This is a genomic window from Litoreibacter sp. GN1-5, assembly GCF_055693805.1.
This window is the reverse complement of record NZ_JBVFUP010000001.1, coordinates 1,314,203-1,327,706: the sequence shown is the minus strand read 5'-3', so window position 1 is coordinate 1,327,706 and position 13,504 is coordinate 1,314,203. Positions and strand designations below refer to the sequence as shown.

13 protein-coding genes and 1 pseudogene are annotated in these 13,504 nt (G+C 54.8%); 2 read left to right on the top strand and 12 right to left on the bottom strand.

The window, feature by feature from the left end; all coding sequences use genetic code 11:
* Positions 1-89: 89 nt before the first annotated feature.
* Together ACZ1HF_RS06915 and ACZ1HF_RS06910 are read right to left on the bottom strand one after the other, a co-directional pair.
* The gene (locus ACZ1HF_RS06915) at positions 90-1,028 is read right to left on the bottom strand and encodes a pirin family protein (RefSeq protein ID WP_472656802.1); all 939 of its coding nucleotides are present in this window, start codon (positions 1,026-1,028) and stop codon (positions 90-92) included.
* 33 nt (positions 1,029-1,061) lie between these two features.
* Positions 1,062-1,250 carry a DUF6324 family protein gene (locus tag ACZ1HF_RS06910; protein ID WP_472656801.1) on the bottom strand — a complete coding sequence of 63 codons (189 nt, stop codon included), beginning with the start codon at positions 1,248-1,250 and terminating at the stop codon, positions 1,062-1,064.
* 93 nt (positions 1,251-1,343) lie between these two features.
* On the opposite strand from ACZ1HF_RS06910, the gene ACZ1HF_RS06905 reads away from it, so the two are divergent.
* Positions 1,344-1,832, top strand: coding sequence for a GNAT family N-acetyltransferase (locus ACZ1HF_RS06905; RefSeq protein ID WP_472656800.1), 489 nt, complete (start codon positions 1,344-1,346; stop codon positions 1,830-1,832).
* Here the strand turns inward: ACZ1HF_RS06905 and ACZ1HF_RS06900 are convergent, their stop codons facing one another.
* The 10 genes and pseudogenes from ACZ1HF_RS06900 to ACZ1HF_RS06855 form a co-directional block, all read right to left on the bottom strand.
* Positions 1,833-2,939, bottom strand: coding sequence for a pyridoxal phosphate-dependent aminotransferase (locus tag ACZ1HF_RS06900; RefSeq protein WP_472656799.1), 1,107 nt, complete (start codon positions 2,937-2,939; stop codon positions 1,833-1,835).
* Entirely contained in the window at positions 2,936-3,274 is a 339-nt protein-coding gene (locus ACZ1HF_RS06895) for an SH3 domain-containing protein (protein WP_472656798.1), read from the bottom strand. Before ACZ1HF_RS06895 ends, ACZ1HF_RS06900 begins: the two co-directional genes overlap by 4 nt.
* Positions 3,271-6,301 (bottom strand): annotated as a pseudogene (locus tag ACZ1HF_RS06890) (valine--tRNA ligase). Before ACZ1HF_RS06890 ends, ACZ1HF_RS06895 begins: the two are co-directional and overlap by 4 nt.
* A 96-nt stretch (positions 6,302-6,397) precedes the next feature.
* Positions 6,398-7,387, bottom strand: a complete 990-nt coding sequence (locus ACZ1HF_RS06885; RefSeq protein WP_472656797.1) for a hydroxymethylglutaryl-CoA lyase — start codon at positions 7,385-7,387, stop codon at positions 6,398-6,400.
* Positions 7,388-7,435: 48 nt separating this feature from the next.
* A complete protein-coding gene (locus ACZ1HF_RS06880) occupies positions 7,436-8,512 on the bottom strand; it encodes a DUF2235 domain-containing protein (RefSeq protein WP_472656796.1) in 1,077 nt (358 codons plus the stop codon).
* A gap of 289 nt (positions 8,513-8,801) precedes the next feature.
* A complete protein-coding gene (locus ACZ1HF_RS06875; protein ID WP_472656795.1) occupies positions 8,802-9,035 on the bottom strand; it encodes a hypothetical protein in 234 nt (77 codons plus the stop codon).
* An 8-nt stretch (positions 9,036-9,043) separates the two neighbouring features.
* Positions 9,044-10,081: a restriction endonuclease gene (locus ACZ1HF_RS06870; protein WP_472656794.1), complete on the bottom strand. Its 1,038-nt coding sequence runs from the start codon at positions 10,079-10,081 to the stop codon at positions 9,044-9,046.
* A 372-nt stretch (positions 10,082-10,453) separates the two neighbouring features.
* A complete protein-coding gene (locus ACZ1HF_RS06865; RefSeq protein ID WP_472656793.1) occupies positions 10,454-10,873 on the bottom strand; it encodes a VOC family protein in 420 nt (139 codons plus the stop codon).
* A gap of 129 nt (positions 10,874-11,002) precedes the next feature.
* Positions 11,003-11,881 (bottom strand): sulfotransferase domain-containing protein, encoded by an 879-nt coding sequence (locus tag ACZ1HF_RS06860; RefSeq protein WP_472656792.1) that lies wholly within the window; start codon positions 11,879-11,881, stop codon positions 11,003-11,005.
* Positions 11,882-11,982: 101 nt separating this feature from the next.
* A complete protein-coding gene (locus ACZ1HF_RS06855) occupies positions 11,983-12,546 on the bottom strand; it encodes a GcrA family cell cycle regulator (protein ID WP_472656791.1) in 564 nt (187 codons plus the stop codon).
* A 183-nt stretch (positions 12,547-12,729) separates the two neighbouring features.
* Between ACZ1HF_RS06855 and ACZ1HF_RS06850 the strand changes: the two genes are divergently transcribed.
* Complete coding sequence (locus ACZ1HF_RS06850; protein ID WP_472656790.1) at positions 12,730-13,488, top strand: hypothetical protein; 759 nt, start codon at positions 12,730-12,732, stop codon at positions 13,486-13,488.
* Positions 13,489-13,504: the final 16 nt, after the last annotated feature.

Genomic DNA, 13,504 nt, shown 5'->3' with positions numbered 1-13,504 from the left:
TTTACAACTGAGCCAAACTTACCCGCAGATCATTCGATAGAATCCGGAAAAGAAATTGCAGCAAACCAAACTTTTTCCGGAGTTTCAAACTACCGATCTGGCAAAGGGATAAACTCATCCTCATCGCCCGCTGGCAGTTGAAAACGGCCGTGTTGCCAATCGCCTGCGCGCCAGGCTTCTTTTGCTGCGTCGATCTTGTCTTTTGAGGATGCTACGAAGTTCCACCAGATATGGCGGGACTCGTTCAACGTCGTGCCACCCAGCAGCATCAACCGTGCACCTTTCACGCCTGCTTTCAGCGTAATCGCATCACCGGGCCGGAAGACCATCATCCGGCCTGCCTCAAACACATCGCCAGCCACCTCAATGCTGCCATCCACCACATAAACGCCCCGGTCCTCGTGATTGTCAGGCATCGGGATAAGTGCGTCCGGTTGCAGGACCGCATCGGCATAGAACATTTCGGTGAAGGTCTTTGTGGGCGCGGATTGCCCCCATGCGGTGCCGATGATCAGCCGCACCTCTTTGCCTTTGCCCTCGATAAAGGGCAACGCGTCTTCGCCGTGATGCTCAAACGCAGCATCGGTTTCTTCGGCTTTCTCGGGCAAGGCCACCCATGTCTGAATGCCAAACAGGCTGCTGGGCCCCTGACGCGTTTGCACGCTGGTGCGTTCGGAATGGGTCACACCGTTGCCTGCGATCATCCAGTTGACCTCGCCTGGATAGATCATCTGGTTGGTGCCAAGGCTGTCGCGGTGCTGGAACTCGCCCTTGTAAAGATATGTAACGGTCGCCAGCCCGATATGAGGATGCGGACGGACATCGATACCCTGATCGGTCAGAAACTCTGCCGGGCCCATCTGGTCAAAGAAGATAAACGGCCCGACCATCTGCCGTTTTGGCGCGGGCAGGGCGCGGCGCACTTCGAACCCACCCAGATCACGGGCACGCGGGATGATCAGGGTGTCGATGGAGTCCATATTTCCGGCGTCGGGGCATTGCGGTTCAATACTCGGGTTCCAGCTCATGGGGAAATCTCCATATATAAGGTTTTCGTGACGTCAGCCTTTCATGACCCGCGCGCGGGCGGCAGCGGCCCTGATCTCTTCCGCGATTTCGTCCGCTTCATCCGGGTCAAAATCAAGCGGAAACTCAATACCGTTCCCTTCTATATAAATTCGTACCATCCCCAACGTGGTGGGGCCAATCTGCAGATTGGCGGCAATATCGCTTTCCTTGTCGATGCCCATCTGAACTCTCCTGAACGTGTCAGGGTTAGCTATCCAGAACTGGGTGTGGTGACAAGGCTTGCAAGACGTCTGCAAACCCGGTCAAATCACCCCATGTCCGACGATACAATCATATTGCGCCCGTTTCATGCAGATGATGCTGCTTGGCTGGCCGAACGCCATGGTGCCCTTTATAGCGAACATGACGGGTTCGATGATACTTTCCCGGCCCTTGTCAGCGATATTCTGGCTGATTTCATCGCAAACCATGATCCGGCGCGCGAACGCGGCTGGATCGCCCAACGCGGGGCAGAGCGTTTGGGCAGCATCTTCTGCGTCAGGCTAAGTGAGGATACGGCCAAACTGCGTCTGTTTTTGCTTGAACCCTCTGCGCGAGGGCAGGGGCTGGGCCAGCATCTGCTGGACGTGTGCCTGCAATTTGCCCGTGAGGCAGGCTACCAGAGCATGACATTATGGACCCATGAAAGCCATCGAGCAGCCTGCGCGCTATACATGCGCAACGGATTTACCTGTGTTGACAGCAAACCTGTCCGGTCCTTCGGGCAAGACCTGATCGAACAGACATGGACACGCCCGCTGTAGTCAGGACCTTGTGTCGCGTAAAGCGTCTGGCAAGGCGTCTTCCAACAAATCGAGATCAGCCTTTGTGCCGCAGCTGATACGGATACAGCGATCCTGCGGCGCAACAAAGGGCATGCGGACAAACAGATCACGCGCGATCAACCCGGCAAGAACCTCGCGGGCGAAGTCACCGTTCTGTTGGCAATCGATGGCCACGAAATTGGTGGCCGAAGGGATTGGTGTCAGGCCGTTTTGCCGGGCAATCTGCCCTATGCGTTGCCGCGCCTCGGCCACACGGGACTGGACCTCGGCCAGCCATGACTGATCAGCCAGCGCAGCTAAAGCCCCGGCTTGGCTGATGCAGCACATGCCGAAATGGTTGCGTATCTTCTCAAAGGCGAGGATCAGTTCAGGGGCCCCGATCCCATAGCCAACACGGGCTCCGGCCATTCCATATGCCTTTGAAAACGTGCGCATCCGGATCACTCGGGGGTCGCTGACCTCTATGCTTGGCGCGGTGCCGTCCGGGGCCAATTCGATATAGGCCTCATCCAATATCAGAAGGCAGCCATCCGGCATTTGGCCGATCATATCATGCAGAATGCGCGGCCTGTGCCATGTCCCCATCGGATTGTCCGGGTTCGCGAGATAAATCAGCTTGGCCCCAACTTCACGAGCCTTGGCAATCAGAGCTTCCGGGTCTTCATGATCGTCGCGATAGGGCACTTTATGCAATACGCCCCCAAAGCCTGCGACATGGTAGTTGAAGGTCGGATACGCCCCGTCCGAGGTGACAACGGTATCACCCGGCTCAATGATCAGGCGGACCAGATAACCCAGCAAGCCGTCAATCCCTTCGCCGACAATAATATTTTCGGGGGCCACCTCATGATATTGTGCCAGCGCATGGCGCAAATCATGGCTTTCCGGGTCGCCGTATTTCCAGACCTCTTCGACGGCTCTGGCCATGGCATCAATGGCAAGGGGCGATGGGCCGAAAACACTTTCATTCGCCCCAAGCCGTGCGGCAAACGGCTTGCCCCTGCCGCGTTCCTGCGCCTCGGGGCCCACAAAAGGCACAGCAGAGGGTAAGCCCTGTACAAGCTGCGCAAAGGGCGGGTGGCTCATCCGTCTTCTTCCATGAAGGCCATGCTGGCCCAGCCTTTTTGGCCGTCAGGTCCGGTCACATAGCACCACCGTTCCAGATTGGCGACCTGCTCTTTCACAGCTTCTGGCAGCGCGAAATAGCCGCCATCGCCAAGGGTCGGCACGCAAATCTCGGCGCTCACGCCACGCGCGTCTGAGGCCAGCGTACCAAAGCTCGGATATTGCGTGCCGGGTCCTGCGTGCAGGCTCAACGTGTCATCTGCGTCAACCCCTGTGACGCGCCACGCATCCGGGCCATCGGCATCTGCGAAAGCGGGCAGGGCTACAACAAGCAGAAAAGGGCTAATATATCTCATGTAATTTCCTCCAGACGCGCCAACGCGGCATTCAGTTTCGCCTCTTCTTCTTCCCGCGCGGCAAGGTTTTCGCGGGCTTCCGCGACCACATCTTCTGGCGCGCTTTCGACGAATTTCGGGTTGTTCAAGCGACCGCGCAGACCGCCGAGCTCTTTGGACAGTTTGCCTAACGTCTTTTCCAGCCGCGCTTTTTCCTCGTCCACGTCGATGATATCACCAAGGGGCAGGGCGAAACTGCCGCCTGCGACGGGCAGTGTGACAGATCCTTTAGGGGCCTCGGGCGCTTTTGTGACAGAGGCGATGCGCGCAAGTTTCAGGATCAACGCTTCGTTATTTTCCCAAGCGGTTTTGCCAGCCTCATCCAGTGCAATCTGCACAAGCGGGACTTTCAGGCCTGCCGGGACATGCATTTCGCCGCGCGCGGACCGGATGGCCTCGATGATGGAAATCACCCAGTTTATTTCGCGGTCAGCGTTTTCATCAACCAAATCAGCGGCATAGCTAGGCCAGTCGGCGTGGATCAACATCTTGTCGCGTTTGGCTGTGACGGTCCAAAGTTCTTCGGTGATGAACGGCATGATGGGGTGCAGCAGGATCATGCATTGATCCAGAACCCATGCCATAGTCGCGCGGGTCTCAGTCTTTTGGGCCTCGGTTCCGTCCAACAATAGCGGCTTTGAGAACTCTACATACCAGTCGCAGACCTTGCCCCAGACAAAGGCGTAAAGCGCATTGGCGGCATCGTTGAAGCGGTAGTTTTCCAGTGCTTGATCGACCTCTTGGCGGACCTTTGCGGTCTCGCCGATAATCCATTTGTTGACGGTAAATTCGGCATCGGAAATCTGTCGGAATTCTATCGGACTTTTGCCCGACGCGTAGACCTCGTTCATTTCTGCAAAGCGCACGGCATTCCATAGCTTTGTACCAAAGTTGCGGTAGCCGGTGATGCGTTGGGTATCCAGCTTCAGCGCCCCGCCGAGCGACGCCATGGCGGCATTGGTGAAGCGCAGGGCGTCGGCGCCGAATTCGTCGATGATGTCGAGCGGGTCGATGACATTGCCGGTGGATTTCGACATCTTCTTGCCCTTGGCGTCGCGCACGAGGCCGTGGAGGTAGACGGTGTCGAAGGGGACCTGATCGACCACGGCCAGTTGCATCATCATCATGCGGGCGACCCAGAAGAAGAGGATGTCCTGTCCGGTGATCAGGGTCGAGGTGGGGAAGTATTTTTGCAATGCTTCCGTGTCCTCGGGCCAGCCGAGGGTGCCGATGGGCCAGAGGCCGGAGGAGAACCACGTGTCGAGGACGTCGGGGTCGCGCCAGAGCGCAACCTTGTTTAACATTGCCTCACGGGACAGCGCTTCATTTTGGTCCCTAACAATACCAAAAGGTATATCTCCGATCCGCTCCTTGAGTAACTTTATTGCCGAGGCCTCGTCCGGTGCGCTTACGTTTTTAATGACGCTAAAGTCAGTATTCCACTCGATACCAGCTTCGACCGGTCGAGCTGTAGTTTCATGATAGTACCAAACCGGGATCTCGATGCCCCCACCAGAGCTGCCTTGAAATGCACCAGGGTTCGATGTTTTCCAGCCAGTGGAAATACACCTTCTTATCCGCTTCGGGCATGATCTTGACATCGCCATTCCGGACCGCATCCAGCGCGGGGCCGACGATCTTTGCCGTATCAACGAACCATTGATCTGTCAGCATCGGCTCGATGACCACCTTCGAGCGGTCGCCGAAGGGCTGCATGATAGGCTTGTTCTCGACATATGGGACCAGCTTGGAACTTTCTTGCCCGCTTTCCTCGTCAATCACAGGGACGGACACCATGACCGCGTTACCTTCAGCGGTGATGTCAGCCACAACGGCTTTGCGCGCCTCGAACCGGTCGAGCCCGCGATATTCGCCGGGAACCAAGTTCATCGCGGCAATCATCGCTTCGTCAAATTTCTGCTCACCCCGCGCAATTGCGCCAGCAATCGCGGCCTCTTTAGCATAGGGTTTTCCATCAGTCCGCATCGCGCCCTTTGTGTCCATCAGACTATACATAGGGATGCCGCCGCGTTTGGCGACCTGATAGTCGTTGAAGTCATGCGCGCCGGTGATCTTCACCGCGCCCGAGCCAAAATCGGGGTCTGGGTAGTCGTCGGTGATGATCGGGATCAGGCGGCGATGCTCTTTCGGGCCAACTGGAATTTCACATAGTTTTCCAATGATTGGCGCGTAACGGTCATCTGACGGATGCACTGCAACCGCGCCGTCGCCCAGCATGGTCTCGGGCCGGGTCGTTGCAATGGAAATATAGTCGCGCGTCTCGCGCAGGGTGATATTTCCGTCTTCGTCCTTTTCGACATATTCATAGGTTTCACCCCCCGCGAGCGGGTATTTGAAATGCCACATATGACCCGGCGTCTCGATATTCTCGACCTCTAGGTCGCTGATCGCCGTTTCGAAATGTGGGTCCCAGTTGACCAGCCGTTTGCCGCGATAGATGAGCGGGTCGGGATTACCATGCTGATCGGTGTGATTATACATTTCCACAAAGACCTTGATCACCGCTTCTGGGAAGTTGCCGGACATGGTGAAGGCTTCGCGGGACCAGTCGCAGGACGCGCCAAGGCGTTTGAGCTGGTTGATGATCGTGCCGCCGGACTCTTCTTTCCACTCCCAGACTTTCTTCAGAAAGTCTTCGCGTGACATATCGGTGCGGCGCATGTTGCTGTCTTCTGCCAGCTTGCGCTCGACCACCATTTGCGTGGCGATCCCTGCGTGATCCGTACCCGGCTGCCAGAGCGTGTCATAGCCCTGCATCCGCTTCCAGCGGATCATGATGTCCTGCAACGTGTTGTTGAACGCATGCCCCATATGGAGCGAGCCCGTCACGTTGGGCGGCGGGATCATGATGCAGAAGGTTTCGGCCCGCGAGGCATTGGCGCCGGCCTTGAAACACCCGGCGTCTTCCCAGGCCTTGTAAAGACGGCTTTCGGCCTCGTCCGCATTAAAGGTTTTTTCCATCGCCATGGCGGGTCTCCTCGTTCTGGAGGATCATCTAACTTGTGCAGGGCAAAAGGAAAACCGCCAAATGGGCTAGGTGTTATATTTTGAAGGTTTCTGTGCTCAGGTCTGCCGCTTGCGGTATGCGTCCAACCCACCAGACTGCATGACCCGTCCCATAAGCGGAGTGCCAATGATATCTTCGGCAAAGCGCGCAGCCTCGATCAGCTTTTCAAGGTTAATGCCGGTCTCTATGCCCATTTCGTGACACAGGAAAACCGCGTCTTCGGTGCAGACATTCCCGGCCGCCCGCGCATGCCCGTGACCCGCAAACGGGCAACCACCAAGCCCTGCGATGGAGGTTTCAAAAAGATCGACACCCATGCTCATCGCGGCGTGCAGGTTGGCAATGCCAAGCCCGCGTGTATCATGGATATGCATCCCGATACGGGCCTCTGGGGCAAGGTCGCGCACGGCCCCGATCATGCGCTTCACAGCCTCGGGCGTGGCCCAGCCCATTGTGTCGGCGATGAACAGGTTTGGCAGCGGGGCGTCCATTTCAGCGCAGGTCCGGATCACCCAGCGAAAGATATCATGGGTTTTCTCAGGCGGGATATCCCCTTCGAAATTGCATCCAAACGCGGCCATCACATAGGCAGAATCGAGATCGTAGCCTGCATCACGGTAAAGCGTGATCCAGTCGCGTTGCCGGGCTTGCATCGCTTTGGCTGAGCAATTGTTGTTGTGCTGCGAAAATGCATCTGACGCATAGAGAAGCAATCGCGGATCGATATGCACATCCCGTGCTGCCAAAGCTTGCCTGAAGCCTTTTTCGTTCAACCAAAGTGCTGTGTATTCGACACCGGGCTTACGTTTGATCCGATCGAACAGCTCGGCGGTATCGGCCATTTGCGGGACGTATTTCGGGCTGACGAAAGACCCCACCTGAATACGTCTGAGCCCGGTTTCGCTAAGCAGGTCAATCAACTTGGCCCGTTGGTCCAGCGGATAGATGGTTTTTTCGATCTGAAAGCCCTCGCGGGGGCCTTCTTCTCGGAACTCAACAAACTTCGGGAAGCCGTCCATAGGTTTCAGTGGGATAGAACGTGTCATTCGCAAGTTATCGGGCGTTAGCGTTGGTGGCGCAACTTGTTTCTGACGCTATCGCCGTAATGGTGCCGACTTGTATCCACCTGCCATCAGGCGACGCCAAAGCGGTGCGGGCTTGGTCGGGACGCTATCATGTAGCTGCTCGGATGGGTCTTTCAGTGCGACCCGCGAACGGCGCAGCCAAAACAGCTTGCCCCAGCCGCGCCAGCTTCCGACAGACGGCGCGGTTGCATCGCAGGGTAGGCGGGTGCGCCAACCATCCGGCAGAGGTAGGCCACACATCTCGGCGCGCTCCAGCATCCAGACAAGCGGGATATTGGCCAGAGGGCGGGCCGCATTGTAACCACTGAGATGGCCACCGACATCGCCATGGGTGCCGGGAAACCAGACCTGTTCGATCTTGCCGGGATAGGTGTCGCGGCTGGTCCACAGCACCGGCTCAAACACCCGGCGGGTTTCATCAAGCGCCAAGGCATGAAAGCCATTGCGGATGGAATTGCCAAGGGTGTGATTGTGAAATTCATGCTCAACTGGCGAAAACCGCCACAGGACGGGCGCGCGGAAACCAAGGGCGCGGACTGTGTCCCAAACGCCCAACATCTCGATCGGTGTGGTCTCGTAACAATGCGCCCGTCGGAAGGATTTGGCGCTTGGACTTTGTGGATCGCGCCGGTAGTGGCGATAAGCCTGACGCACGTTGCGTTCCGTCGCGCAATCTGTCCTGAGCAGCCCGACCTGATCAATAACCCCGGCCAGCGAACGCACGGCATAGGCCCCGCGCGAATAGCCCATCAGAAAAATGCGATCGCCGGGGCGGTAGCGCGAGGCGATAAAACCGTAAGCGCGCCGGATTTGCCGGTTGATCCCGACGCCCGCCATCACATCTATTGCGCGCCGCCAACCCTGCCACTGAATACCAGCCTCATACTTCAAAGAGACCGCCTTGTTTGGCGCCATTTCCGAGAGCATCCGGTAAGTGATGCCTGCATTCGTCTCGAACCCTTCGTCCAGCGAAGACATCGTGCCGTCCAGAATGATCACATGGGTAATCGGACCCCGCGTGGCCAGGGGATGCACGGATTGCGGAGCAGGACCAAAGCCCACAAGACGTTTGAGACGGTCAGACATGCCAGAAGCCTGCCCGAATATCCTTTTGAAACTCTTATACCACCGCACGGTGCCTGGATCCTTTACCTTTAGACATCCGGGGGAGGTTAGCAAATTGCGCAGGCGATGCCAGTAAACGGTTGTTGAACGTCAGACAACATTGACCTTCAGGCCACCAATTGACCTTGGGTGCGCTAAGATGCTGAAATGTCCGCAAGGAGCCCATTTTACCGACCTTTGGTGTTGTGGCGAACGTCTGCTTTGTTGAAGAGGTTAGTAGCAAACTAAGGATCATGGTATTTTAGGTTTCTCAATACTCCTCAATTGACTCCACAATGTCTTCAATTTCTCTATCGGTATCTTTGATGCGCCTTTTCAGATCTTTGACGATCTCCTTTTGCCACTCATTTACATTGTCTATGGCAAATTTGGCATCGGTTGCGACAAATTCTTTCGCCTCGGCTGGGGCATTCGCGGCCGCAATTTCAATTTCCCTTTTCTTCGCATTTGCAAGTTCCGCAATCAGCATCTTAATTTGTTCCATCAGTTTGTTTACTTCCTTGGCACTAGGATTGCTTTTTTTGTCGATTGGGTTTGTTCATTCTTTGCAGAATGCGTTGTATTTTTGTTTCGGTTGGAAGGTGCGCCTTCATAGTTGTTGGAAGATGTAGCCTCGTCTTCGACCGTGGCGGTCGTTACTATTAGCCGCTGTTTAGCTTGTTCGGTTTGCTGAGGTCGGCCCCAGATCTGGGACGTTGATGTATTCTCTTGATGATGGTCGTCAGCAATGCTGATACCCAGATATGAGGTAAGCATATCTAACTCAGACACATCTATCAGGAGAACGTTGTTCTTACTCGCCAACTGCTTTGCTGACCTAGTATACCCACTTTTCCCTACCACAACCGCGCTATCGCCATCGAAAAATCTCCGTGCAGCATCAACTTCTTGTACGGCTTTGTTGCCCACTGCATTCTTGTATAATTTACACTGAATGATGCACTTGTGATCGCCAAAAGTTGCGACAACATCAGAGCCTTGGTCTCCACTACCTTGTGTGGCTTGAGCGTTCCAACCACTTTGATTTAGCATTTCCGCTGTCCAATGCTCAAACTCGAAAGGGTCGGACGGGATTGACTCCAAATCTACCCCATCAAATTCAACGTTCTCCGCAACGTTGTAAACGGCTGCCACTACATACTGATAAAACTCAGGAAGGCGTAACATTTCGTCAGAAACATCGAGGTCTGGAGCCAAGACATTTTCAAAAAAATATCGAATCTCTTTATTAAATGCTTCGAACCTTTGTTCGCCGTATTCTCCATGAAACACTTTTTGGCGATACAAGCGGGCAAGAGAATTTTTGTGATGCAAAACTAGATCATTGACCTGCCTTTGACTGTTTTCAGCAAGCCGTTTCCCTCGGTTATTTGAGTATATGATCCAGCCAATTATTAAAGAAATGACACCGACAACAGCGGCGATGACTGTTGTGTCACCTTCAATTATCTTCTGTCCAATAAGTATTGGAACCCCGACAATAACACCTAAAATTACAAGGCCGAAGTCACCTCTGCTGCGTCTTGCCAACTAAATTGTTCCACTTCCAAAAATTGTAAACAGAAAAATAGCCCATATCAGCTCCGTCTGGTAGTCCCCAAAAGAAGACATTGGGTTGGCGCAGGCCAGTAGACACTTTGTCCCGCAAGCCCGACCTTGGGTTAGGAACGCTTGACGATTGGGCCACATTTGCCTGACGGGCGGCGCTGATTTGATTCAGAAAATCTCGCGCATCGCGTCAAGGGTATCTGACTGACATTCCACAATGGTGTAGAATGTCAGATGGCTTTGGACTTCACGCCATTAACCCAAGGTGTAGTTGCGGATAGTCTCCCTAATGATGAAGGTTTCTCGACGTGAGCCATTGGGCACATTAGCGGCCAGGAATTACTGCGGCCCGCGTTATCCGTCCCGTCCGGGGTCGTCTGGATTGCTTGAGAATAATGCGATCTTGTTCCCCTGAGGGTCGCGCAGGTAGCCAACATAAAAATGAGGTCCATAGGACGCGCGGAAACCCGGCTGGCCCTCGTCAAAGCCGCCTGCGGCAAGTGCTGCGGAATGAAGGTCACGCACTTGGCTTTGACTGCGCGCCTCGAATGCAGTCATCGTCCCGTTCCCCACCGATGCCGGACGTCCATCGAAAGGTGATTTAACGTAGAAATCTGGCAGGGGGGCAGACTGACCAGATTGCTTGGGCAGCACGTAGCTCAGATCCCCGTTGTTCTCTTCCTTTAGCTCGTACCCAAGGGCTGGCAGGAACGCAGAGTAAAACCGTTTCGCGCGTGCGATGTCGTCAGCACCAACGGTGACGTAGGCAATCATTCTGCGGGTTCCTTTTTGGAAGTTTGTTTCGTGCAACGATTTCGTATGCATTATGCTAGGCCAACATAAAATACGGTTCAATAACCGCTACACAAAACGCCGCATGATCGAGCTTGGACCAGAAACGCTTTACGATTGGGCCATATTTCCCTGCTCAAGCCACTGCCGCTCGCTTGCTCCAAGCAGCTCTGTCATCCGTATATCATAAGCTGCCAGATCATCGTCTGACAGAACCCCGACCCATTTCTGCGAACTGCCGCTGTCAAAGAAGTCAGCATCATTTCTCCAGAAACCTTCACGGGCTGACACGGCGAAACGCTCGGCATTGCTTTTCATTTTGCGAAATGTGGCTGCCTCGATCAGCGTGCCCATAACCTGCGGAGGATGAGAAATGCCTATATGCGCTGCGATTTGAGAAAACGCCTCAGGCAGATCACGGCACATGTCAGCATAATGCAGACGTAGAAGATTTTCTCGGTCGCTTCGTGCAAGTGCGCTGCGGTAATGGTCAATAATCGACGTCAGACTTGCGCCGTCGCGGTGATGGCCTTCAAGAAAGATACGAAATCCCTCATGAATGTCAGAAGGATAGATGTCCTTTAGAACGTCTTCCTGCATGTTCTCAACGTGTCGGCGAAATGAAAGATGCACGTCGATGGGATGTCTGTAAACAGTTATGTATCGCAGATCGGGCCAAAGCGGAATGCCATCTAAAGGCGTATGGGTTTTTACCTGGCGACGTCGCGTTTGTGCATTCAGGGATGCCATAATCTGATCCCCGTCCGGCACTGTGATGTCTATCCAGGGCGCGTCTCGCGATATCGCGGCGTCGACGTTCGGATCGCCTGAAATGAGCAAAGCCAGAATGGCTTGCGTCCAGGTTGTGCCAGATTTTGTTGGGGTCGAGACGACGATATCCCCGGCGCGCGGTTCAAACGCTTGCCATCGATCCGGGGTTGCAATCTTTCCATCGTAGAGGCGCTGAGGTGGTTCAGGTGTGCGGAGCATTCCAGTGCTGCCGTTATCTAGGGTGTGAATTTAAACAACGCGCCTTGGGGTTTCTATGGGTATTTCCGGATTGAAATGACCCAATGAAACGACAGAACGCCTTATCTGCGCCGGTCGCGGCGCGAGCTCATGGGTTGGAAGGCAACGCCCACATGGGCCTCGCAATAGGGCTTACCAGCTTGGGCGGGCAGGCCGCAGAACCAGAAATCCTCGGTTGCGGGGTCGCCAACGGGCCATTTGCAGGTCCGCTCGGTCAACTCCATCACGCTGATTTTCTTGGCTTTCTTTTCCACTTCGCGCACGGAAGCCAGCACTTCGGGGCTGATCTCATTGGCCGAGGGTTGCGGTGGCAGAGGTTGGCCAGCCGTCACAATAAGCTTGTTGCGTATCATCGGTTTATTGACCGGTGCAGCCGGTTTTGGGTCCGACGCGCTTGCGGCAGCCTTGGGCTTTTCGGCGACCTTAGGTTTGGCCGCAGGCTTTTCCTTGGCCGCACTTTTTGCCGATCCACCACCGCCAGAGCGGTTCGACAAGCCAAGACGATGTACCTTGCCAATGACAGCGTTGCGGGTCACGCCGCCCAGTTCCTTGGCGATTTGCGAGGCGGATTTTCCTTCGCCCCACATCTTTTTCAGTATTTCAACGCGATCATCAGTCCATGACATCTGGCTGTCCTTCAAAACAACAGACCGCCCGATAGGGGCGGTTTCCGATCTATTTTAAGGATCCGGGGCAGCGGATACAAGATGCAGATACGATTGCAGGCGAAGTCTTTCCGGGGCTCTGTACTTACAGGGTCTTATGTTTATGGTTTGACGCAAGGAAATTTGTCTTAAAGGGTTACTTTGATGTCGGAAAATCTTTTGAAGTTTGGCACGCCGCTGGCGATCGTTGTTCTGGGCATTTCTGTTGTTGGTGTGCTGGACTATAGCGCGCGCTCGAAAGATTATGGGAACGGCTATTCAGTTTCGCAGTATATCAACGATGTGCAGCAGGACATCAGCAATATCGGGCCTGACCCATCTGAGCAGGACCATGAGCCGACGGGAGCATTAGTCGATTTTATCCCCGAGCCGCCTGAAGGCTGGGTTCTGGCCGATATGGTCAAAGACGATTATGTAGAATTGGTCTGGCAGCAGCTTGAGCTTGAAGCGGAGGCATCAGAAGAAGATATCGAAGCCTTCGCCCGGACAAGATCAGAAAGCACGATTTTTCAATTGAACAGAACCGATATTGGCGCGCGAGATCAGGTTGAGATCAGGACCTATACAAATGAGCAGCAGATGATGATCCTGATGACGAAATACCGCCCCAAGCCCGGCCCATTCGGGTTTTCCACCGGCGATGTGGACCGGTTAACCGCAGATTGGGACACAGGGCCAGAGCCGGTAGAGTTTCGGACAATCTCGGGCGTGCCATTCCGGGTGCTACCCCTTGGAGGACCTTTCGGTGCACGCCATATCACAGGGCCAATTGGCGATCAGATCGAGGTGCATCTTCTGACCAACACAACAGATGAAGAGACCGTAGCGTTTCTGTCAAATCTCGATATAGGCGGGTTGAATGGCATGTTAAAAGAACCTGTCGCAGAGATTGACGATAAATAGGGCAATGCGCGTTTAA

What these genes read in the sequence shown, in the direction of transcription:
- ACZ1HF_RS06900 (WP_472656799.1), bottom strand. Translation starts at nt 2,939, where the DNA reads ATGAGCCACCCGCCCTTTGCGCAGCTTGTACAGGGCTTACCCTCTGCT.
- ACZ1HF_RS06850 (WP_472656790.1), top strand. Translation starts at nt 12,730, where the DNA reads ATGTCGGAAAATCTTTTGAAGTTTGGCACGCCGCTGGCGATCGTTGTT.
- ACZ1HF_RS06895 (WP_472656798.1), bottom strand. Translation starts at nt 3,274, where the DNA reads ATGAGATATATTAGCCCTTTTCTGCTTGTTGTAGCCCTGCCCGCTTTC.
- ACZ1HF_RS06860 (WP_472656792.1), bottom strand. Translation starts at nt 11,881, where the DNA reads ATGCTCCGCACACCTGAACCACCTCAGCGCCTCTACGATGGAAAGATT.
- ACZ1HF_RS06880 (WP_472656796.1), bottom strand. Translation starts at nt 8,512, where the DNA reads ATGTCTGACCGTCTCAAACGTCTTGTGGGCTTTGGTCCTGCTCCGCAA.
- ACZ1HF_RS06885 (WP_472656797.1), bottom strand. Translation starts at nt 7,387, where the DNA reads ATGACACGTTCTATCCCACTGAAACCTATGGACGGCTTCCCGAAGTTT.
- ACZ1HF_RS06855 (WP_472656791.1), bottom strand. Translation starts at nt 12,546, where the DNA reads ATGTCATGGACTGATGATCGCGTTGAAATACTGAAAAAGATGTGGGGC.
- ACZ1HF_RS06875 (WP_472656795.1), bottom strand. Translation starts at nt 9,035, where the DNA reads ATGGAACAAATTAAGATGCTGATTGCGGAACTTGCAAATGCGAAGAAA.
- ACZ1HF_RS06915 (WP_472656802.1), bottom strand. Translation starts at nt 1,028, where the DNA reads ATGAGCTGGAACCCGAGTATTGAACCGCAATGCCCCGACGCCGGAAAT.
- ACZ1HF_RS06910 (WP_472656801.1), bottom strand. Translation starts at nt 1,250, where the DNA reads ATGGGCATCGACAAGGAAAGCGATATTGCCGCCAATCTGCAGATTGGC.
- ACZ1HF_RS06905 (WP_472656800.1), top strand. Translation starts at nt 1,344, where the DNA reads ATGTCCGACGATACAATCATATTGCGCCCGTTTCATGCAGATGATGCT.
- ACZ1HF_RS06865 (WP_472656793.1), bottom strand. Translation starts at nt 10,873, where the DNA reads ATGATTGCCTACGTCACCGTTGGTGCTGACGACATCGCACGCGCGAAA.